The sequence below is a fragment of the Nonomuraea sp. NPDC049655 genome (assembly GCF_044465465.1).
GTDB lineage: Bacteria > Actinomycetota > Actinomycetes > Streptosporangiales > Streptosporangiaceae > Nonomuraea.
Genome location: NZ_JBITLS010000004.1, coordinates 216,854 through 236,446 on the forward strand (window position 1 = coordinate 216,854; position 19,593 = coordinate 236,446).

General features: G+C 69.8%; 18 protein-coding genes and 1 tRNA gene. 3 read left to right on the top strand and 16 right to left on the bottom strand.

Going from position 1 to position 19,593, the window contains the following annotated elements:
* Nucleotides 1-23 precede the first annotated feature (23 nt).
* The 4 genes from ACIBQ6_RS14960 to ACIBQ6_RS14975 form a co-directional block, all read right to left on the bottom strand.
* Nucleotides 24-719 (bottom strand): FadR/GntR family transcriptional regulator, encoded by a 696-nt coding sequence (locus ACIBQ6_RS14960; protein ID WP_352318565.1) that lies wholly within the window; start codon nucleotides 717-719, stop codon nucleotides 24-26.
* Between the two features lie 60 nt (nucleotides 720-779).
* Nucleotides 780-1,331 (bottom strand): DUF305 domain-containing protein, encoded by a 552-nt coding sequence (locus tag ACIBQ6_RS14965; protein ID WP_397212390.1) that lies wholly within the window; start codon nucleotides 1,329-1,331, stop codon nucleotides 780-782.
* A gap of 180 nt (nucleotides 1,332-1,511) precedes the next feature.
* Nucleotides 1,512-2,618 carry a serine hydrolase domain-containing protein gene (locus tag ACIBQ6_RS14970; RefSeq protein WP_358291517.1) on the bottom strand — a complete coding sequence of 369 codons (1,107 nt, stop codon included), beginning with the start codon at nucleotides 2,616-2,618 and terminating at the stop codon, nucleotides 1,512-1,514.
* Between the two features lie 128 nt (nucleotides 2,619-2,746).
* The gene (locus ACIBQ6_RS14975; protein ID WP_397212393.1) at nucleotides 2,747-3,595 is read right to left on the bottom strand and encodes a helix-turn-helix transcriptional regulator; all 849 of its coding nucleotides are present in this window, start codon (nucleotides 3,593-3,595) and stop codon (nucleotides 2,747-2,749) included.
* A gap of 103 nt (nucleotides 3,596-3,698) precedes the next feature.
* On the opposite strand from ACIBQ6_RS14975, the gene ACIBQ6_RS14980 reads away from it, so the two are divergent.
* Nucleotides 3,699-4,472 carry an alpha/beta fold hydrolase gene (locus tag ACIBQ6_RS14980; RefSeq protein ID WP_397212395.1) on the top strand — a complete coding sequence of 258 codons (774 nt, stop codon included), beginning with the start codon at nucleotides 3,699-3,701 and terminating at the stop codon, nucleotides 4,470-4,472.
* A gap of 128 nt (nucleotides 4,473-4,600) precedes the next feature.
* Here the strand turns inward: ACIBQ6_RS14980 and ACIBQ6_RS14985 are convergent, their stop codons facing one another.
* From ACIBQ6_RS14985 to ACIBQ6_RS15000, 4 genes are all read right to left on the bottom strand, one after another.
* A complete protein-coding gene (locus ACIBQ6_RS14985; RefSeq protein WP_397212397.1) occupies nucleotides 4,601-5,107 on the bottom strand; it encodes an RICIN domain-containing protein in 507 nt (168 codons plus the stop codon).
* 138 nt (nucleotides 5,108-5,245) lie between these two features.
* Nucleotides 5,246-5,482, bottom strand: a complete 237-nt coding sequence (locus tag ACIBQ6_RS14990) for a hypothetical protein (protein ID WP_397212399.1) — start codon at nucleotides 5,480-5,482, stop codon at nucleotides 5,246-5,248.
* A gap of 325 nt (nucleotides 5,483-5,807) precedes the next feature.
* Nucleotides 5,808-5,884, bottom strand: a tRNA-Thr gene (locus tag ACIBQ6_RS14995).
* 57 nt (nucleotides 5,885-5,941) lie between these two features.
* A complete protein-coding gene (locus ACIBQ6_RS15000) occupies nucleotides 5,942-7,474 on the bottom strand; it encodes an alpha/beta hydrolase (protein WP_397212401.1) in 1,533 nt (510 codons plus the stop codon).
* 193 nt (nucleotides 7,475-7,667) lie between these two features.
* Here ACIBQ6_RS15000 and ACIBQ6_RS15005 point away from each other — a divergent pair, with 193 nt between their 5' ends.
* Nucleotides 7,668-9,500 (top strand): glycoside hydrolase family 15 protein, encoded by a 1,833-nt coding sequence (locus ACIBQ6_RS15005; RefSeq protein WP_397212403.1) that lies wholly within the window; start codon nucleotides 7,668-7,670, stop codon nucleotides 9,498-9,500.
* A gap of 109 nt (nucleotides 9,501-9,609) precedes the next feature.
* Here ACIBQ6_RS15005 and ACIBQ6_RS15010 read toward each other — a convergent pair whose 3' ends face one another.
* The 3 genes from ACIBQ6_RS15010 to ACIBQ6_RS15020 all read right to left on the bottom strand — a co-directional run bounded on the left by ACIBQ6_RS15010 (nucleotide 9,610) and on the right by ACIBQ6_RS15020 (nucleotide 12,506).
* Nucleotides 9,610-11,010, bottom strand: coding sequence for an MFS transporter (locus ACIBQ6_RS15010; RefSeq protein WP_397212405.1), 1,401 nt, complete (start codon nucleotides 11,008-11,010; stop codon nucleotides 9,610-9,612).
* A 294-nt stretch (nucleotides 11,011-11,304) separates the two neighbouring features.
* Nucleotides 11,305-11,823: a hypothetical protein gene (locus tag ACIBQ6_RS15015; RefSeq protein ID WP_397212407.1), complete on the bottom strand. Its 519-nt coding sequence runs from the start codon at nucleotides 11,821-11,823 to the stop codon at nucleotides 11,305-11,307.
* Between the two features lie 188 nt (nucleotides 11,824-12,011).
* On the bottom strand, nucleotides 12,012-12,506 hold the full coding sequence (locus ACIBQ6_RS15020) for a DUF1269 domain-containing protein (protein WP_358291499.1): 495 nt from the start codon (nucleotides 12,504-12,506) through the stop codon (nucleotides 12,012-12,014).
* Nucleotides 12,507-12,877: 371 nt separating this feature from the next.
* Between ACIBQ6_RS15020 and ACIBQ6_RS15025 the strand changes: the two genes are divergently transcribed.
* Nucleotides 12,878-13,234, top strand: coding sequence for a hypothetical protein (locus tag ACIBQ6_RS15025; RefSeq protein ID WP_397212409.1), 357 nt, complete (start codon nucleotides 12,878-12,880; stop codon nucleotides 13,232-13,234).
* A 102-nt stretch (nucleotides 13,235-13,336) separates the two neighbouring features.
* Here ACIBQ6_RS15025 and ACIBQ6_RS15030 read toward each other — a convergent pair whose 3' ends face one another.
* The 5 genes from ACIBQ6_RS15030 to ACIBQ6_RS15050 form a co-directional block, all read right to left on the bottom strand.
* Complete coding sequence (locus tag ACIBQ6_RS15030) at nucleotides 13,337-14,509, bottom strand: AI-2E family transporter (RefSeq protein ID WP_397212411.1); 1,173 nt, start codon at nucleotides 14,507-14,509, stop codon at nucleotides 13,337-13,339.
* A gap of 1,168 nt (nucleotides 14,510-15,677) precedes the next feature.
* A complete protein-coding gene (locus tag ACIBQ6_RS15035) occupies nucleotides 15,678-16,544 on the bottom strand; it encodes a stage 0 sporulation family protein (RefSeq protein ID WP_397212835.1) in 867 nt (288 codons plus the stop codon).
* A gap of 114 nt (nucleotides 16,545-16,658) precedes the next feature.
* Nucleotides 16,659-17,693 carry a permease-like cell division protein FtsX gene (locus tag ACIBQ6_RS15040; RefSeq protein WP_397212413.1) on the bottom strand — a complete coding sequence of 345 codons (1,035 nt, stop codon included), beginning with the start codon at nucleotides 17,691-17,693 and terminating at the stop codon, nucleotides 16,659-16,661.
* A gap of 8 nt (nucleotides 17,694-17,701) precedes the next feature.
* A complete protein-coding gene (locus ACIBQ6_RS15045; RefSeq protein WP_397212415.1) occupies nucleotides 17,702-18,229 on the bottom strand; it encodes a SigE family RNA polymerase sigma factor in 528 nt (175 codons plus the stop codon).
* A gap of 179 nt (nucleotides 18,230-18,408) precedes the next feature.
* Nucleotides 18,409-19,590 carry a DNA polymerase III subunit delta' gene (locus tag ACIBQ6_RS15050; protein WP_358291491.1) on the bottom strand — a complete coding sequence of 394 codons (1,182 nt, stop codon included), beginning with the start codon at nucleotides 19,588-19,590 and terminating at the stop codon, nucleotides 18,409-18,411.
* Nucleotides 19,591-19,593 lie beyond the last annotated feature (3 nt).

The window sequence follows — 19,593 nt, forward strand, 5'->3', positions numbered from 1 at the left end:
TTGCTCTTTCGGGGGGACTTGCTCTATCTGGGTGGCAACCTCTGTTCGACGACGGTCCGGACGTCGACCAGATGGGCCCGCATGCGCGCCTGCGCCTCGGCGGCGTCACGCGCTTCGATGGCCTCCAGGATGGCCAGGTGCTCCTCGTAGTCGCGGCGCCGGTCGTCGAAGATCTGCAGGATCTCCCGCTGCTCCGGCCCGTGGACGGTGAGCAGCGAGTCGACGACCTCGTGCAGCACGCTGTTGCCCGCCATCCGCGCGGTCGCCCGGTGGAAGGACATGTTGGCCTCGTGCAGCTCGGCGTCCTCGCCGCGCAGGTGCCGGCCGGCCTGGTCGAGCACCCGCTTGAGCGCGGCCAGCTCCGCGCCCTCGGCGTGCTCGGCGGCCATGGCGGCCAGCGGCGGCTCGATCACGATCCGCGCGCCCAGCAGTTCGAGGAGCTGGGCGGCGTGCATCTCGCGCATGTTGGGGTTGGGCAGCACGAGCCGCTCGATGTCGGCGCCGACGTAGATGCCCGAGCCGTGCCGCAGCTCGATGGCTCCGGTGGCCTCCAGCCTGCGCAGCGCTTCGCGCAGCGTCGGGGTGGTGACGGCGAAACGCTGGGAGAGCTCCCTGGTGGAGGGCAGCCTGTCGCCCGGCCGGTGCCCTCCACTACGGATGAGCTCCAGCATGCGCTCGGTCAGAGCGTCGGAAAGCGTCGGCCGCGCAACCTCGGACATATCAAGTGATCTAATCACTTAATCCGACGCACGTCTACGCCGACCGGGGATCTTCCCCGATCAGCGCTTGAGCAGGTCCTTCATCAGGTCGATCTGCGCCTTGCGGGACGCCTGCACCTGCCCCGCCCACTCCTTGACCGCCGGGTCCGCGCCGGAGGCGACCTCGGTGTCCGCCATCTTGATGGCGTCGCCCTGATGCGCGATCAGCAGGGTCATCAGGTCGTGCTCGAAGGACTTCGACTTCTTCAGCGCCCTGATCTGCTTGCGGTCGGTCTCCGGCATGCCGCCGTGGTGGTCATGGGCGCCGGAGGCGGCGGTGAGCGGCTGCTCCCAGGCGTACAGCCAGCGCAGCATCATCTCGACCTCGTCCTGCTGCGTGCTGGCCACGGCGGCCACCAGGATCCGGAGCTGGTCGTCGGTGGCCCGTTGACTGCCGAGCTTGGCGATCTCTATGCCCTGACGGTGGTGCTGCACCATCATCTGCACGAACATCACGTCCTGGGCGTTCACCGGAGGGGCCTGGGCTCCGGCCGCCCCGCAGGCGGTGGCCAGCAGCAGGCACAGGGCCGCCAGGACGAGCTTCAGGGCGCCGGATCGGGGGGTAGCGGCCACTCTGCGAGCCTTCCATTAAAAAGGAAACCTTCCTAAGAGTTAGACGATTTCCCCCTGGCGCGCAAGGGCCCCTGTCAAGGCGGCGGACCACCGGCGCGGCGGCCGGCACGGGGCCGCCCGCCGTCCGGCCCGGCCGGCGCGGCGGACCGGCACGGGCCGCCCGTCGTCCGGCCCGGCCCCCTAGGAGGCCGCCTGGCCGAAGACCTCCTTGACCAGCCGCTGCACGACCTCCTGGAACGCCGCGGCCTGGGACATCGCGGCGTCGTCCACGTAGGTCACCGAGGCGGTCAGGGTCCTGCGGCCGTCGGGCGTGCTGTACATCAGCGCCGCCGAGCCCGAGATGCCGCCGTTGTGCGTGATGAGGGTGCCGGTGTCGGGGTCCGCGTCCTGGACGAACACCCCCAGGCCGTAGCCGACCTTGGGATGCGCGGCGCGCATCTCGTCCAGCAGCGAGGACGGCAGGAGCCGGCCGCCCATCAGCCCGGAGATGAACGTGTGCAGGTCACGGGTGGTGGAGATCATGTCGCCGCCGGTGGAGATCCAGGAGGGGTTCTGACGGGTGACGTCGACCGTCCTTTCCTGGCCGTCCTCCTCGTAGCGGTAGTAGGCGTGGGCGTGCGGCCCGGCGATCTCCGTGTCGGTGTCCGGCACGACGGTGTCCGGCAGCCCGAGCGGGTCCAGGACGCGCAGCCGCATCTCCTCGGCCAGCGGCCGGCCGGTGACCTTCTCGATCAGCAGCCTGACCAGGACGTAGTTGGTGTTGGAGTAGCTCCAGTCCGCCCCCGGCTCGAAGCGGGCGGGCTTGGACAGCGCGAGCCGTACCAGCTCCTGCGGCTGGTAGGTCTTGAAGCGGTTCTCCACCCATTCCTTGCCCGACCAGACGATCCCCGGCACGACGGTGCCGTCCTCGTAGTACTCGCCGGTGAAGTTGAACACGCCGCTGGTGTGCTGGAGCAACATCCGTACGGTGATCCGCCGGTCCAGCCCGAACTCGGGCAGGTGGTCGTCCACGACATCGTCCAGGCCGAGCACGCCGTCGGCCACCAGGCTCAGGACCAGGGCCGCGGTGAAGGTCTTGGTGACGCTGCCGACCCGGAACCGCCCGTCCGCCGGCGGCTCGGCCAGGCCGCCCAGCTCGCGCACCCCGGCGGTGCCGACCCACTCGCCCCGCTCGTCGTTCACCCGCATCTGCACGCCGACGAAACCGGCGTCCACGATCTCCTGGAGGATCTTCTGCAGCTCCGGGCGCTCGGCCACGTTGTCCACGGAAACGCTGTCGTTCGTCATGATTCGTACGCCTTTCAGAGCCTTCGGGCCGATTCCCCGAACCGGTGATGGTTCAACCATCCCCGGCCGCGCTGACACGGGACCGTCGCCGTCCTGACGCGCCCGCTGACGCGGCGTCTCCCGTACGGCTACCGGTGGCTCCGGTGCACGGTCTCCGGCCCCACCACCCGCAGCAGCTCCAGCGCCTCGAACGTCTTCGACCCGGGCGGCGGCGTGAAGATCAGCAGCCGCTGGTCCTCGGCCGGGGCCAGCAGCACCTCGTAGTCGAACTCCATCGCGCCGATGGCCGGATGCCGGACCCGCATGCGGCTGCCCCGGCGTACCGCGACCTCGTGCCGTTCCCACAACGAGACGAACTCCGGGCTGGCCCGGCGCAGGCGCTCGACCAGGGCGCGGGCCGGCTCGTCGTTGCCCCGGCGGACCACCGCCGCGCGCAGGTCGGCCACGTGCACGCGGGAGCGCTCGGCGTGCTCCTCCTCCGGGTAGGCCGCGCGCCTGAACGGGTCGGTGAACCAGCGCCACACGATGTTGCGATCGGGCTCCTCGACCGTGCAACTGCACCCGAACAGGGACTCGGCCATGGCGTTCTGCGCCAGCACGTCACCCAGGTCGCTGAGCACCTGCGCGGGCGTGCCGACGAGGCGGTCGAGCAGGTAGAGCAGGCTCGGCTTGACGTGCTCTCCCGCCCGCGGCCCGGCCGGCGGCCGGTGCCCGGCCAGCAGGTAGAGGTGGTCGCGTTCGTCGCCCGTCAGCCGCAGCGCCCGCGCCAGCGCGCCCAGCAACTGGGTGGACGGCTGCGGGCTGCGCGCCTGCTCCAACCGCATCAGGTAGTCCGCCGACATGCCCGCGAGCTGCGCCACCTCCTCCCGCCTCAGCCCCGGCGTACGGCGACGCGGCCCCGACGGCAGCCCCACCTCGCCGGGCAACAGCCGCTCCCGCGAGCGGCGTAGGAAGTCAGCAAGCTCCGCACGATCCATGAGCCCATCCTGCAATACCGCGAAATATCGCAGTCCAGGACTGTCTGTCCTAGGGAATCCGGTCCGCTCCTCATCCGCGACGCCGGGTGGCACGGTGGCGCCCATGACCCGACACCTGACCGTCTCCGGGACCCGCGTCGCCTACCGCACCGTCGGCGACGGCCCCGGCCTGGTGCTCCTGCACGGCACCGGCCCGGGGTCGTCGACCTGGGACGGCGTCGCCGAGCGCTTCGCCGACCGCAACACCGTGATCCTGCCCGACCTCGGCGGCAGCGACCTCGTCGAGGACGACGGCGCCCCCTTGACCGTCGAGGGCCTGACCGAGCAGCTCGCGGCCGTCATCGAGGACTCCGACAAGGCCCCCGTGGACCTGCTCGGGTTCTCCTTGGGCGCGGTGGTCGCCCTGTCCCTCGCCGCCACCCGCCCCGAACTCGTCCGCCGCCTCATCCCGGTCTCCGGCTGGGCCCACACCGAGGACGCCTACCTGCGCACCGCCCTGCAGACCTGGCTCGGCCTGGCCGGCACCCCGGACGCCTTCGCCCGTTTCTCCATGCTGACCGCCTTCAGCCGCCGCTACCTCAACTCCCTCGGCCCCGAGGACCTGGAGAGCCGGGCGACGTACTTCCGGCCGCACCCCAACCGCCTGCGCCAGATCGACCTCGGCCGCCGCGTCGACCTCCGCCACCTGCTGCCCGGCATCACGGCCCCCACGCTGGTCGTCGGCGCCGCCCGCGACGGCCTGATCCCGGTGGAGAACTCCCGCGAGCTCCACGCCGCCATCCCCGGCAGCTCCTACCTCGAACTCGACACCGGTCACGTCTCCAGCGTCGAACGCCCGGACGACTTCGTCACCCTCGTCCGGGACTTCACTACCTGACCTCTGCCCCCGTCACCAGTCCGGCGTCCGATGTCCGGTGTCCGGTGTCCGGTGTCCTGCGTCCGGCACAAGGACGGCGGGGGCCGGTCCGATCACCGCGGACCGGCCCCCGCCACCGAGCCGCCGGCTCAGACCAGAGTGTCCTTGATCTTGATCTGACCCCCGTCGATCACGAACCTCTGATTGTTGTTGTTGGCCTGACACTCCCACTGATAAATCCGGACCCCGTTACCGCGGTCATTGGTGACGTCCACACACATCGGCCGCGACGTCCCCAGAGTGTCCTTGATCTTGATCTGACCCCCGTCGATCACGAACCTCTGATTGTTGTTGTTGGCCTGACACTCCCACTGATAGATCCGGACCCCGTTACCGCGGTCGTTGGTGACATCGACACACATCGGCCGCGACGTCCCCAGAGTGTCCTTGATCTTGATCTGACCCCCGTCGATCACGAACCTCTGATTGTTGTTGTTGGCCTGACACTCCCACTGATAGATCCGGACCCCGTTACCGCGGTCGTTGGTGACGTCGATGCACATCGGGTTCGGAGCGGAAGCCGCGGCGGGCAGAACGAGTCCCGCACTGACGGTGACGACGAGGACGGCTCCAGACAGAAGGCGACGAACCAGCATGAGTGTCCCTCCGGGGGTGCGTTGAACAGGGCTCATGCACCATGTCGCAACTCATGGTGTTCGATCAATCACCTTACGTTTACAGTCCCCTTCCCTCCTCCCGGCACACACAGTGACCCCACCCGCGCACACCGGCCACTACGCCCGCTCCCGCCCGGCATTCTCCGCAGCCCGGGAGGACGGCAGTCGCCTGCGTTGCGCCAATTCGGAGATCGAGCCGCGATTCGCCCGCGCCAGGACCGCGAGGGCACGAAGGATCTCAGGCCGCTCATCCGGCCGCGTGCCGCGGAGCGCGACGATCGTCACAACCGTCATCGCCACGGCGGGAATCGCGAGCGTGACAACGGCCGCGATCACGAACACCGACAACTGCATGACCCGCACTCCTCCGCCTGCTCGGGTCGAGCAAGCGGGGGCTCAGCTCGACCAGTGGCACACTGGCAAGCTGAGTTCCCTCACCTGGCGGGTCTCAGATGGGATTTCGTCATCCCATTCGGTTGTCTCAAGGAACGCAGTTCGATCATGACCGCCCGGACGACGGTGGGCGCGTTCCATCTCCCGAGGTCTCCCCCGCCCGCTCAGGCGGACCGACAGCCCCGTCAACCGGCCGGCACCCCGTACGCCGAGGCGGTCAGTTCGGCCGGCCGCTGTACGCCCATGCAAAAGGCCCTCCTGGACGAACCGGGAGGGCCTTTTGAACTGGAGCCGCCTTGGGGATTCGAACCCCAGACCCCTTCATTACGAGTGAAGTGCTCTGGCCGACTGAGCTAAGGCGGCGTGCCTGTACGGCTTGGAAGAGTCTACAGGAGATCTAAGGGTTCTTGCTCCTCCCGATCACCGGATGCCCGGACAGATCGCGCCGTCCTTCGGCGGCGCCCCCTCCACGAGATACCGGTCCACGGCGTCGTCCACACACGAAGAGCCGTTCCCGTACGCGGTGTGCCCGTCGCCGTCGTAGGTCAGCAGCACGCCGGACCGCAGCTCACCCGCCAGCGCCCGAGCCCACCCGTACGGCGTCGCCGGGTCCCGTTTCGTGCCGACGACCAGGATCGGAGGAGCCCCGGCGGCGGTCAGGCGGTGCGGCGAGAAGGTGGACCGAGCCGGCCAGAACGCACACGGCAAGGACGACCACACGATGTACGCCCCGAACCGGGGCGCCTTCCTGGACGCCTGCGCCGCATCCTCCGCGAACGCCGCGGCCGTCGCCGGATACGGGCCGTCGACGCAGTTCACCGCCAGATTGGCCGCCAGCTGGTTGGAGTAGGTGCCGTCGTCCTGCCTGCCGGCGAGCTGGTCGGCGTTGCGCAGCAGGAGTGAGCCGTCGCCGTTCAGCGCCCGGCGTAGCGCCTCGGTGAGTTCCGGCCAGGAGGCACGGTCGTAGAGCGGCGTCAGCGCGCCGAGGGTGGCCAGCGCCTCGGTGACCCGCCGGCCGCCGCCTTCCAGGGGCCGGGTGTCCGCGCGCTGGATCAGGGCCCCGACCTCGTCCGTCGCCTCTTCGACCGGCCGGCCGGCGAACGGGCAGTCGCGGTCGCCCAGGCAGTCCTCGACGTACGCGCGCAGCGCCTGCTCGAACCCCACGGCCTGCTCGGTGTTGACCAGCACCCGCGAGTCGGCCGGGTCGAGGGCGCCGTCCAGTGCGAGCGCGCGCACCTTGCCGGGGAACAGGTCGGCATAGACGGCCCCGAGAAAGGTGCCGTACGACTTGCCGAGATAGGTCAGCTTCTGGTCGCCGAGGGATTGGCGCAGCAGGTCCAGGTCGCGGGCCACGTCCACGGTGCCCAGGTGGGGCAGGAGCCGGCCCGAGTGCTTCCGGCAGCCGTCCGCGAACCGCCGCGCCGAAGTCTCCAGCGCACCTCGCTCCTCAGGGGTGTCGGGGGTGGTGTCCATGGCGACGAAGGCGTCGAGAGCCTCGTCGTCGAGACACTCGACCGGCGCGGACCGGCCGACCCCGCGCGGATCGAACCCGACGACGTCGAACCGCTCCCGCACCTTCTCGCCCACCACCAGCCGGGCGGCCCTGGCGTACTCGACCCCGGACGCCCCCGGCCCACCCGGGTTCAGCACCAGCGAGCCGATCCGGTCGCCCGTCGCGGGCAGCCGGACGATCGCCAGCTCAAGCCGCTCACCGTCGGGACGGTCGTGGTCGAGCGGCACCCGCAACGTCCCGCACTCGAAGCCGTCCCCACAGTCGGACCAGCCGAGCCCCCGCACCACCCGCTCCTCCGGACGGCCACACCCACCGGCGAGAAGCACCACCGGCACCACGCCCCCCGCCACGACGCGGCGCAGCCACCGCGCGACACGCCAGCGCGACACGCCCGGCACGGGCAGCAGGGCGAGGGCTCCCCACGAGCGGTATTCACGCACCGCACCAGGAAACCACCCCCTGGACGCCATCCGGCGAATCGCCGGGCCGAGGCGCGCGGTCGTCACCCTGGATGACTTCCGGCGATACCAGGAGTTAGCCTGAAAAGGCTGCTCCGTCCCCCCGGTGACGGTCGCTCAGTCGACACGTCCGGAGGCAGTCGTCCGGTATGTCCGGCGAACAACGGAGGCATCGATGAACGGCTACCCGCAGATCGCGGACCACGGCATGATCGGAGACCTGCAGACCGCCGCGCTCGTCTCCAGTGACGGCACCATCGACTGGTGGTGCACGCCCCGGTTCGACTCCCCGAGCCTCTTCGCGTCCATCCTCGACAGCGAGCGCGGAGGCCACTGCCGGCTGGCCGCCGACATGGAGGGCAGCGACGAGGCGGCCGTGCGGCAGCTCTACCTGCCGGACACCGCCGTCCTCGTCACCCGGTTCATGGCTTCCGGCGGCGTCGGCGAGGTCGCCGACTTCATGGAGCCGAACACCTCCAGCACCCCTTCCGGCCGGCACCGCCTGGTGCGGTTCGTCCGGGTGGTCCGCGGGAGCCTGCCCTTCGTCTTCTCCTGCCGTCCCCGCTTCGACTACGGGCGGGCACCGCACACCCTCGCGCTCGGCGACGCCGGATCGGCGGTCTTCCAGGGCCCCGGCACGAACCTCCACCTGCAGGCCGCCGGCCCTGTCACCCTGCGTCCGGACGGTGAGGACATCGTCGCGGACTTCACCCTCCACGCCGGCCAGACGGCGGCTATCGTCCTGACCAGCTGCAGCGGCGACGACCAGGCCGTGCCGCCCGTGACCGCCGACGGGATCCGCGACAGCTTCGAGGCCTGCCGCGCCTTCTGGCACGGTTGGCTGCGCGCGTCCCGGTACCGGGGTCGCTGGCGTGACATGGTGAACCGGTCGGCGATCACTCTCAAACTCCTCACGTACGCGCCCACCGGCGCTCCGATCGCCGCCGCCACGATGGGGCTGCCGGAGCAGATCGGCGGCGAACGCAACTGGGACTACCGCTACACCTGGGTCCGCGACGCCTCCCTGTCCGTCCGGGCCCTGATCGGCCTCGGCTTCGTCGAGGAGGCCCAGGCGTTCCGTACGTGGCTGCATGAACGGCTTCTCGCCGGCCGCGCCTCCGGCGAGCCACTGCAGATCATGTACCGGATCGACGGGGATCCCCATCTGACCGAGGAAGTGCTCGACCATCTGGCGGGATACCGGCACTCCCGGCCGGTACGGGCCGGAAACGCCGCCTCCGATCAGCTCCAGCTCGACATCTACGGTGAAGTCGCCGACGCCCTGGCCCAGGCCCAGGAGATCGGCGGCATCCGCGGCTGGCGGTCCTTCGCCGAGCTGCTCGACTGGCTGGCCGACACCTGGGACCGTCCCGACGAGGGCATCTGGGAGACCCGTGGCGGGCGGCAGGAGTTCACCTACAGCCGGCTGATGACCTGGGTCGCCTTCGATCGCGGCATCCGGATGGCCACCACCCACTCGCGTCCCGCTGACCTCGTGCGCTGGATGAGTGTCCGGGACGCCGTCTTCAACCAGATCATGGACCGCGGCTGGAGCTCTGACCGGCAGGCCTTCGTCCAGCACTACAGCACCGACGTGCTGGACGCCTCGCTGCTGCTCATGCCCCGGGTCGGGTTCATCTCCCCCCGCGACCCGGCCTGGCTGAGCACCCTGGACGCCATCGACCAGGAGCTGGTCAGCGACAGCCTCGTCTACCGCTACGACCCCGCCGCCTCCCCCGACGGCCTGCGCGGGTCGGAGGGGACGTTCAACCTGTGCAGTTTCCTCTACGTCGAGGCCCTGGCCCGCGCCGGACGGCTGCAGCAGGCCCGTTACGCCTTCGACAAGATGCTCACCTACGCCAACCACGTCGGCCTGTTCGCCGAGGAGATCGGCCCGTCAGGCGCGCAGCTCGGCAACTTCCCGCAGGCGTTCACCCATCTGGCGCTCATCGCCGCGGCCGTCGCCCTCGACGAACAACTCGACCGTGCCGAACCGGGCGGGCGGTAGACCGCGCACGGCGTCTCGGCGTCTCGGCGTCTCGGCGTCTCGGAGTCTCGGCGTCTCGGAGTCTCGGCGTCTCGGCGTCTCGGAGTCTCGGCGTCTCGGCGTCTCGGCGTCACCGGGGGTCGGCGTCACCGGGGTCGGCGGGGAGCCGGATCGCGGCGGCCAGGCCCACCAGGGCGAATATCGCAAGAGCGATCATGGCGAGGGCGTAGGACCGGTTCCCTTCGGCCAGCCCGGAGATGAGGATCGTGCCGGCGATCGCCGTGCCGAACGACGAGCCGAGATTGGACACGCTGCGCGACAATCCGGAGATCTCGCCCTGCTGTTCCTCGGGAAAACTGGACTGCACGACGTTGACCGACGGCGTGAGCATCACGCCCACGCCCAGCCCGATCAGCAACAGCCCCGGCACGAAGGCGACGACCCGCGACGACGCTTCCACCAGGGCGAGCAGGACGACGATCCCGGCCACGGTCATGGCGAAACCCGCCGAGATCAGGTTCTTCTGGGCGTGCTTCTTGGTGAGCCGCTCCGCCGCCAGGGAGCTCACCAGGATGCCCGCGGTCGCCGCGGTGAAGACGACACCCGTCTGGACGGCGTTGTACCCGCGGACCTTCTGCAGGAAGACCGCGACCACGAAGGACGTCCCCATGAGCACCAGCCACTGCATGTTCTGGGTGACGAGGCCGAGATCGGACGTACGGTTCCGGAACAGGCGCGTCGTGAGCAACGGCTCCTTCCCGGCGCGTTCCCGGGCCCGGATGTGCAGGAAGAACCAGATCAGGAAGCCCACTCCGACGACGAGGAACGCCGTCATGAGCAGGGCGTTCTTGCCGGCCTGGAGGATCCCGAACACCACGAAGAACATGCCGACGGCCGACAGGACCGCGCCGGCGGTGTCGAAGGGCCGGGTCGGATCCGGCGGCACCGGGTCGGCGATCCGGCGGCTGAGAAAGACGATCACCGCGACCACCACCGCCTGGAAGACGAACGCGGCACGCCAGGTGATCGCCGTCGCGATGAAACCGCCGATCAGCGGGCCCGCGGCCGCGCCGACACCTCCCAGTCCGCTGATCAGGCCGAAGGCGCGGGCCCGCGACCGCAGATCGTCGAAGGCCATCGTCGCGAGAATGTAGACGGGCGGGATCAGCAACGCTGTCCCCACCCCTTCGAGAACCGAGTTGCCGAGGATCAGCACCGCGAGGCTGGGCGAGAACGCGCTGGTCAGAGCGCCGATCCCGTACAGGGTGAGGCCCGCGAGGAAACACTTCTTGCGTCCCCAGCGATCAGTCAGCTTGCTGCACGGGATCATCAGCACGGCCATGATCAACAGGAAGAGCGTGATCGTGCTCTGCACGCCCTTCACCGTGGTGTTCAGGTCCCGGCCGATGTCGTTGATCATCACGTTCATGTTCGAGCCGGCGAAGCTGCAGATGAACTGGGCGAGGGCCAGCGGGGTCAGCGGGCTCTTCGCGAAGGCGGCCGAGCTCCCGGGGGCTGCGGGTCCGGTCACGGTCCACCCCGCCGTCGCGCTCGCCGAGCTCGATCGGTGGCGACGGGGGCGGCGCCATCGCCGTACGAACCGGCGCCGGCCCCTTCAAGGACGGGATCACTGCGGCACATCATCCACCTGCGCATGACCACCCCGATGTGAATCCGGCATGATGCCCGCCGCCTCCGTGCTGCCCGCCTCCGTGCTGCCCGCCTCCCTGGCGGTCGGTTCCGTGGCGGCCGGTTCCGTGGCGGCCGTCGCCACGGATGACCGGCCGCCTCTGCGGTCGGAGCGGCCGTCCCGGCGGGCGTCCGGTCAATGGTGGAACGCGGCCTTCAGCACCACGATCACCAGCCCGAGCAGCAGATTGATCACGCTCGTGACCAGCACCATGCGAGCGGAGGCGCCGATCCCCACGGCCGCCGCGGCCGACCAGCCGACCTGCCCGGCCACCGCGACCCCGATGGCCAGCCAGGCGGTGCCCTGCGGTTCGAGGCCCAGCAACGGCCCGACGGCCACGGCGACGGCCGGCGGAACGGCCGCCGTGACGATCGGCCACTCCTCGGCGCAGGCCCGGCGGATGTCGGCCACGCTCATGCTCTGGAAGACCGCACGGGCGCCGAACAGGCGGGCGTGGACATGAGCGGCCCAGAACACCGTGCTGGTCCCCAGCAGCAGGATGATCATCTCCAGACGCGGGAACCTGCCGAGCGACGCGGCACCGGCCACCACGGAGGCGGCGAGCAGTGATCCGTAGACCGCACCGGTGTAGTCCCTGTGGGCGCCTTCGGCCGGCGACCGATGACCGTCGGCCGGATCGGGCACCTTCCCCATGACGACCTCTCTTGATGATGACCGGACCCCCTTGGACAAAGGGTGCTCAACTCTCACCCTCGCGACGAAGCGAACGCGCCGCGCTCACGCGGCGAGGCGAGGCGAGGCATGGCAGGGCGAGGCGGGGGCGGGGCGGGGCGGGGCGGGGCGGGCGCACCGCGGATCCGTGGCGGCGTGCGGCGTTCCGTTCACCGGGCGCCGATCCCCTCCATCATCTCGCGCAGTTGCGCCTCCTCCTCACGATTGAGCGAGGTCTGGATGACATGTCCGCCGTACGACTGGATCTCCGGGATGACCTTGTCCGGCGTACTCTGCACGACCAGGACGAACAGCGCGGCGGTGCCGGGTTCGAGCTTTCCGGCGATTTCCCTCATGAACTCGTCGTTGACGCCGGCGTCGGTCATCGCTGCGGCGGCCGCTCCGGTGGCGGCGCCCATCGCCATGCCGAAGAGCGGCACGAAGAACAACATCCCGATCAGGCCACCCCACAGCGCTCCGCCGGCCGCACCCATACCCGTCGTACCGCTGGTCTGGTGGAGTTTGATCGTCCCGTCGGCCCGGCGTTCGACGATGGCCACGTCCTCCATCGTGATCAGGTTCTGCCGTTGCAGGTCGGCGAGGCGGTCACGTACGGCGATGGCGGTGGGGAGGTCGGGATAGGAGATCGCGATGAGGTTGCTCATTGGGCTTGTTCCTCCTGATCGGTTGCATCGACGAGCAGCTGCGGACGCCCCGGAAAGCAGTGCGGGTCGCCGCCGGGAAACCGGTCCGTGACCGGCTCTCCGAGCGGACAGGCCCCCATGACCCGGGACTCCCAGCGGAAGATCCGCAACGGCCGCATCACGGCATATATGACGGCATCGCCCTGCCAAGCCGCCGTCCATGCTTCTGATCCCCTGTTCCCGATCGGGCGGCCACCGCGAGAAGGCAAAGACTTCCCTCAAGCAAATGTGTGCATTTTTCGGAAATAACCCTCAGTGCGCCGAGACAGCACCCGGGCAGGCAAATCGAAGCAGGGACTTTCCATGCACAACGTCGAGGATGAGCAGCCCCGGTGGCGGGGACCATCCACTTCGCCTACCTTCCGGCGAGGCGTGATGGAGGGACGTGGGCCGCCATGGGATGTCTGTTCGCGATCTTCGCGGGCCTCTTTCCGCGACTTGCCGTTTTCATCATCTGGGTGGCGCGGCCCGCTCTGGTCAGCGCCGCCTTCCACACGTGGATCTGGCCTCTCCTCGGGCTGATCTTCCTGCCGTTCACCACGTTGATGTACGTGATCCTGTACGTGCCCGGCGTCGGCCTGAGAGGCGCGGACTGGTTCTGGATCGCCGTATCGGTCGCGCTGGACCTCTTCCACTGGATCGGCACCGCGACCCAACGTCGCCAGATCCCCGGCTATCCCCGCGGCTGACCGGCCACCGCCCGTACCGTCGCACGTGACACCGGCCGGAGGGCCCGGGGCGTCTCCGCTCGGCAGCCTGCCGGAACGATCGTCGATCCGCTCCGGTCCACGTCACTTCGGCGGCGGCGAGCCGGGGCCGTCCTTCGAGGACGTTCCTCCGCCTCCACCCTTCGGCGGCGCCGATTCGGCGGCCATGGCCTCCCGCAGCTCCTGACGGGTGGCGAACGTGTCGATCAGCGACAACAGCATGGCCACGATGGGGATGGCCAGCAGCGCGCCCATCGCGCCGAACAGCGACGCCCCCGCGATCACGGCGGCGAAGGACACCCCGGGATGGATGTCCACCGCCCGCGAGCTGATCTTCGGCTCCAGCGTCAGGTTCTCCACCTGCTGGTACACGACGCCCCACGCCAGCGCGGCCAGACCGACCCAGGGACGTGACGAGACCAGTCCCACCACCACCGGCAGGGCGATGGAGATGTAGGTGCCGATGGTGGGCACGAGCTGGGCGACCAGCCCCGTCCACGCACCGAGCGCCAGCCAGGAGGGCATGTCCAGCAGCCGGAACACCAGGGCCGACGCCGTGCCGTTGATGGCGGCCAGGATGAGCCGGGAGGAGACGTACCCACCGGTCTTGATCGTGGAGACGTCCCAGACGCTGATGAAGACCTGCTGGAGCCGGCCGGGCAGCAACTGCGCGAGCCACCGCCGCAGCCTCGGCCCGTCCGCCGAGAAGTAGAACGTCAGCAGCGCCAGGGTGAACAGGTTGAACAGCGTTCCGGTCACCGTGCCCAGCAGCCCCAGCACCCCGCCGAGCGCGCCCTGCGCGTACTCGGCCGCCTGCTGCGGGGTGAGTTTGATGGACTTGAGAATGTCGGAGATCTCATAACGAGTGCCGAGACGGGCGTTGACCCACTCGACGACGCCCGCGATGACGTCGGGCAGAGCCTTCAGCAGCACCGCGACCTGCTGCACGAACATGCTGCCGAACAGGACCATGAAGATCACGAATGCCAGGATGAACAACGTCATCACCAGCAGCGTCGCTCTGCCTCGGCGCATGTGCCGCGACATGCGCCGCACGGCGGGCTCCATGGCCAGAGAGAGGAACCAGGCCATCACCAGCATGGCGATCAGCGCACCCGCGTCCGTGATCACGAACCGGACGAAGAACGCCACCGCGACGACGGCCGCCATGGCAAGCCCGGCACGCCAGACGTTGGCAGGTGAGAGCATCACCTGCACTGCGGGCCCGCCGTCGCTCGACTGCACCGGCTTCTTCATGACTCTCCAGAGATCTAGATCCCACCTCCGATGACCACGGCGAACGACGAGACCGCAGAGGACAACGAGTCCGGCCCCCACCCCGGGCGCACGGCCATCAGCCTCCGTAGCCTGCGGCCGAACGCGTCGTACATGGAAGTGACGCACCCAACGTACGACGACCAGCCGCTCCAGCCCCGCATCTCCCACCCGACCGGCTTGTCCACCACCCCACCCCAGCCCCCTGCTGAACGGCACCCCGCACACCCAGGCCGTACCAAGCCAGGCCGAGCCAAGGCCGGGCCGAGCCAAGGCCGGGCCGAGCCACGCCGACGCGTGACGAGGCCAGGCCAGGCCGACGCGTGACGAGGCCAGGCCAGGCCGACGCGTGACGAGGCCGGAGGCGCGGGCGGTCAAGGCCCGAGGCGCGGGCGGGACAAGGCCGGAGGCGCGGGCGGGACAAGGCCGGAGGCGCGGGCGGGGCGGCTGGCTGACTCGGGCACTTCGAACGGACTTCACAAGCTGCCCCCTCAGACACGCACCGGAAGGTGGCGCTTCGGGCGCGCTGCTGTGGCCGGTGCCTGAGGTGGACCTGGGATTCTGCTGGGGTCGATGGGCCGGTGCCTCGCCGCCGGCTGCGGGGGCTGTTCAGACGGCGCTGTTGTGAGCTGATCCCCCGCTGAGGCTGTTCGGGCCTGGCCCACCGTTGGGACTGCAGCGAGTTGGTGCTGCAGGCCGGAGCCGCGGCGGACTGGTGTCTCAGGTGGCAGCGTCGAGAGCGGCGCCTCGGCAGGACTCTTACAACCGCGAATCGGCGCTACCGACGGGGCTACTCCGGCTCCGAGTGGCACTTCCGATGGAGCTGCTGCAGTGGCGGGCTGGTGCCCTGGCTGGGGCTGCTACGGCTGTGAGACAGCGCTTCCGGTGGGGTTGTCAGGGCTCCGAGCGGCGCGCCGGTGCAGCTACTGCGGTGGTGGGCTGGCGCTTTGGATGGGTTGCTGTGAGCTGGTGCTTTTTGCCACAGTGAGCCTCATCAATGAGCCCGGGGCCGTACGAGGGGCCGCACGGAGCCGCCGCAGCCATGCCCCTCGCGCTGTAGCCCCTACGGCCTCCCCGCCGCCTTCGGGAAGGCCGTCAGCCTGTTACCGGCCGCCCATGAGCGCCACCTGGGCCAGGACGGGATGAGCGTTCAGACGTCCTCCCCGCCCCCGGAAGCCTTGTGGTCGGGCGATTCCTCCTGGTTGCCGTACATCGTGTCGTGCTGGATGCGGGGCGAACACACCGATGCGGAAGGGCACGCACAGCGCCTCCCACCATCGTCCAGGCGCACCGTCACCGTGTCGGCGGGGACGTTGTGCCCGGTGACGATCCCCTCGCCCTGCGGCGTGCTGACCCGGCTTCCCGCGCGAGGCATCCTGTACCGGCTCTCGACGTACAACGGGTGCTCGTACTTCAGGCAGCACATGAGCCGCCCACAAGCCCCGGCGATGCGCAACGGGTTGACCGGCAGATCCTGGTCTTTGGCCATGCGCACGGACACGGGCTCGAAATCCTTCAGGAACGTGGCACAGCACAGGTCACGGCCGCAGGGACCGATGCCGCCCTGCAGCCGCGCCTCGTCCCTGGGACCGATCTGCCGCAGCTCGACCCTGGCCCGCAGGTTACGGGCCAGGTCGCGGACCAAGGCCCGGAAGTCGACCCGATGAGGGGCCGAGAAGTAGACGGTGTAGACGTTGTCCTGGTCGAGATAGTCGATGCCGACGACCTTCATCGGCAGCGTGTGCCGTTTGATCAGCTTCTTCGACACGCTGCGGGCCTCGGCCCTGCGGCGTTTGTTGGACTCGTCACGCGAGAGGTGTTCCTCACCCGCCGGCCCCTCGCACACGGGCAGACCGTCGATGTCCTCGCTCGTGTACTGCGGCGCCCACACACACTCCGCCACCTCGGGGCCCGAATCGGTCGGTACCAGCACCTTGTCGCCGACCTTGAAGGTGTGCCCGCCCGGATCGAGGTAGTAGAGCCTCCCGTAGCGCGTGAAGCTCACGGCCATGATCATTCCCATGGGCTCGAGCTCGCCTCCCTGACGGCCTCGGGGGTTGTTACGGCCTTCCGTTGCCACACTACGTGTGTCCACCCGGTGAACGTGAGGGGCACCGGGCCCGATCTTGAATCAACCGCCCATTCGGCAGTCCTGGCCCTTCGGCAGGGAGACCCGGTAGCGGGCCATGGCCAGAGCCACGTCGACCGTACAACGGCGGTCGACGACGGATGCGACACCCCGCTGCCGTCTCAGGGCCTTCAGCAGCGCGCTCCAGTCGTCGCGCTCCGACCTCATCTGCAACCGGTACGACTCCGGCATGTCCCCGACCTTGGTGGCGGCGAGCAGCGCCTTGTTGTCCTGGTAGCTGCGCTTGAAGTTCTCGTACGCCGTCGACTGGTCCTCGAAGAGGACGGACTTGACCTGCTTGGACGCGCGCAGGAGTGCGACGATCTCGGCCTTCTGTCTGGTCGTGGCCCCCTTGCCCTCCTTCACGATCTTCTCGCCGTCCGCCGCACGTTCGGCCCCGCAGGCGGGCAGCGCCGAACCGTCGCCGCAGAGGAAGACGCTGACCTGAGTGCCGGATGACGGAAGAGAAGCGGCGGAGGGCACCAAGTCGATGTCCTCGACCCCCGGGAGCGAGCTGAGTGCCTGCTTCACCGGCACCGGGTCCGTGCCGGGCTCAAGCCGCAGCCGGAACGAGGCACGCAGGTCGTCGACCGTCACCGCGTCGAGCAGCCGCTGGTTGTGTGCGAAGTCGCGCCGGAAGCTCTCGAAGGCTTCGGCTTGATCCACATACATGAGCGAGGTGACGCCGGACACCTCCTTCGCCGCCTTGGCGATCGACTTCGCCTGATCAGGCGTGACGCCCTGCCCCTGACAGGACGGCGCCTTCCCGCTGGCCGACCTCGAACAGAGGAAGATCGTCAGCTCTTGGGCATCGGCCTGACCGCCGGGGGGGCCGGCCAGCGTCGCCACGTGCTCGTCGCCTCGCACGCCCAGCCAGACGGCGGTCGTAGCCCCCGCGAGCACCACCGCCACGGCCGCGCTCACCAGCCGGAGGTCCACCCGGCTCCGGCGCCGCTCCGGCGTGCGCAGCGGCTTGAGCGCGCCGGTGTCGACGGTCGCGCCGGCCTCGACGAGCGCGGCGCGAAGCCTGTCTTCCATCGGACTGTTCATGATTCCTCCCCAAGCGCCCGGCCGAGAGCGGCGAGCCCTCGCGCGATCGTGGACCTGGCCGTGCTCGCGTTGACGCCCATGGTCGTGGCGACCTCCTGGTCGGACAGGTCGAAGTAGTAGCGCAGGGTCAGCGCCTCACGCTGCCTGCGCGGCAGCTCCCGCAGGGCGAGCAGCACCTCCCGCCGCTCCTCGCCCAGCAGCGCGGCGCTCTCCGCCGACCAGACCGGCGGCTCGTAGGGCACCGCCCGCCGGAACACCGTCGCCCGTCTGCGCAGGACGGACCGGCACCCGTTGAGCACGGCGGAACGCACATAGGCCAGCGCCTTGTCGGCGTCCCGCAGACGGGCCCGGCCGGCGTGCGTACGTGCGAACGCCTCCTGTACGACGTCTTCGGCGGTGGCCTGATCACCGACCATGATCAGGGCGAGCCGCACGAGGCCCACATGATGCTCGGCGAAGATCGATGCCACATCGACCTGTTGCCGCGCCAGGGCCTGTTGTTGGGAGAGCAGTTCGACTTCCACGCTACAGAGACGCTTCGCGGGCTCACTTGCTGCTCCGGTCACCCAGCTATCTTTTCGCCCTCCTGACAAGCGAGAAGGCGGAAACCGCAGGCAGCCGCGGCCAGGCCCCCAAGGCGAGCCTCCCCAGGCGACCCCTCAAGCAGCCCGCGCAGCCACCACAGGCAGTGGCCGGGATCGGCTCAGGCCGCCGCCCCGCGCAGCGACAACATCATCGCCTCCACCGCCATCTGCGGATTGACGTTGGCCCCCAGCCGCTCCCGGCACCGCATGATCGCGTCGATCCGCCGCAGCGTCTCCTCCGGCGTGGACGACCTGGCGAGCTGGTCGAGATCGAACCGGATGTCGTCGTTGGCCAGCTCCACCCCCGCCCCGAACTGCATGGCCAGCACGTCGCGGTAGTACGACACCAGCTCCAGCAGCGCGGCGTCGAGCGAATCCCGTTTGATGCGGGTGGCCCGGGACTTCTGCCGGTCCTCCAGCTCCTTGAGCGCGCCCGCCCCGCCGCGCACCAGCCCCCGGTTGAGCCCCTTGCCCGTGGAGCCCTCACCGTAGATCTTGCGCAGCTCGGCCGTCTCGTTCTCGTTGAGCGCCGCCGTGGCCGCCGCGGCCTCTTCCTCAGCCGTCTTGACCAGGCGTTCGGCGGCGGACACGCACTCGCCCACCCCGGTCAGCGTGCGCGGGATGCCGAGCACGGCCTCCCGCCGGAGGCGGGCGCCTTCATCGAGGGCCAGTGACCGCGCCCTGCTGATGTGCCCCTGCGCGGCCCGCGCGGCGAACGCGGCGGTCTCCCACGGCACGCTGTCGCGGGTGGCCAGCACGTGCGCGACGGCCTCGGTGGACGGCGTGGTCAGCGTGACCTGGCGGCAGCGCGACCTGATGGTGATCATGAGGTCGTCGGGAGCGGGCGCGCACAGCAGCCAGACCGTGCGCGGCGGCGGCTCCTCGATGGCCTTGAGCAGGGCGTTGGCCGCCGACTCCGTGGCACGGTCGGCGTCTTCGAACAGGATGACCCGCCAGCGACCCTGGGTGGGCGCGCCAGCGGCCCGCAGGATGAGCTCGCGGGTCTGCTTGACGCTGTAGGACAGGCCCTCAGGACGTACGGACTCCAGGTCGGGGTGAGAGCCGATGAGCACCTGGTGACACTGGTCGCAGTGGCCGCAACCGGCGTCGGGGCACAGCAGCGCGGCGGCGAAGGCGCGCGCGGCCTCCTCCCGGCCCGAGCCGGGCGGGCCGGTGAACAGCCAGGCGTGCGTCATGCCGGCGCCGCGACCGCCCTTGACGGCCTCGCCGGCCGCCGCAGCGGCCCGCGACAGCACGGAGATCGCCTGGTTCTGCCCGACGAGGTCATCGAAAACTGTCACGGC

Coding starts and splice junctions, on each gene's coding strand:
- ACIBQ6_RS14970 (WP_358291517.1), bottom strand. CDS start 2,618: ATGACGAACGACAGCGTTTCCGTGGACAACGTGGCCGAGCGCCCGGAG.
- ACIBQ6_RS14980 (WP_397212395.1), top strand. CDS start 3,699: ATGACCCGACACCTGACCGTCTCCGGGACCCGCGTCGCCTACCGCACC.
- ACIBQ6_RS15005 (WP_397212403.1), top strand. CDS start 7,668: ATGAACGGCTACCCGCAGATCGCGGACCACGGCATGATCGGAGACCTG.
- ACIBQ6_RS14985 (WP_397212397.1), bottom strand. CDS start 5,107: ATGCTGGTTCGTCGCCTTCTGTCTGGAGCCGTCCTCGTCGTCACCGTC.
- ACIBQ6_RS15030 (WP_397212411.1), bottom strand. CDS start 14,509: ATGAAGAAGCCGGTGCAGTCGAGCGACGGCGGGCCCGCAGTGCAGGTG.
- ACIBQ6_RS15040 (WP_397212413.1), bottom strand. CDS start 17,693: ATGGAAGACAGGCTTCGCGCCGCGCTCGTCGAGGCCGGCGCGACCGTC.
- ACIBQ6_RS14975 (WP_397212393.1), bottom strand. CDS start 3,595: ATGGATCGTGCGGAGCTTGCTGACTTCCTACGCCGCTCGCGGGAGCGG.
- ACIBQ6_RS15015 (WP_397212407.1), bottom strand. CDS start 11,823: ATGGGGAAGGTGCCCGATCCGGCCGACGGTCATCGGTCGCCGGCCGAA.
- ACIBQ6_RS14960 (WP_352318565.1), bottom strand. CDS start 719: ATGTCCGAGGTTGCGCGGCCGACGCTTTCCGACGCTCTGACCGAGCGC.
- ACIBQ6_RS15035 (WP_397212835.1), bottom strand. CDS start 16,544: ATGATCATGGCCGTGAGCTTCACGCGCTACGGGAGGCTCTACTACCTC.
- ACIBQ6_RS14990 (WP_397212399.1), bottom strand. CDS start 5,482: ATGCAGTTGTCGGTGTTCGTGATCGCGGCCGTTGTCACGCTCGCGATT.
- ACIBQ6_RS15020 (WP_358291499.1), bottom strand. CDS start 12,506: ATGAGCAACCTCATCGCGATCTCCTATCCCGACCTCCCCACCGCCATC.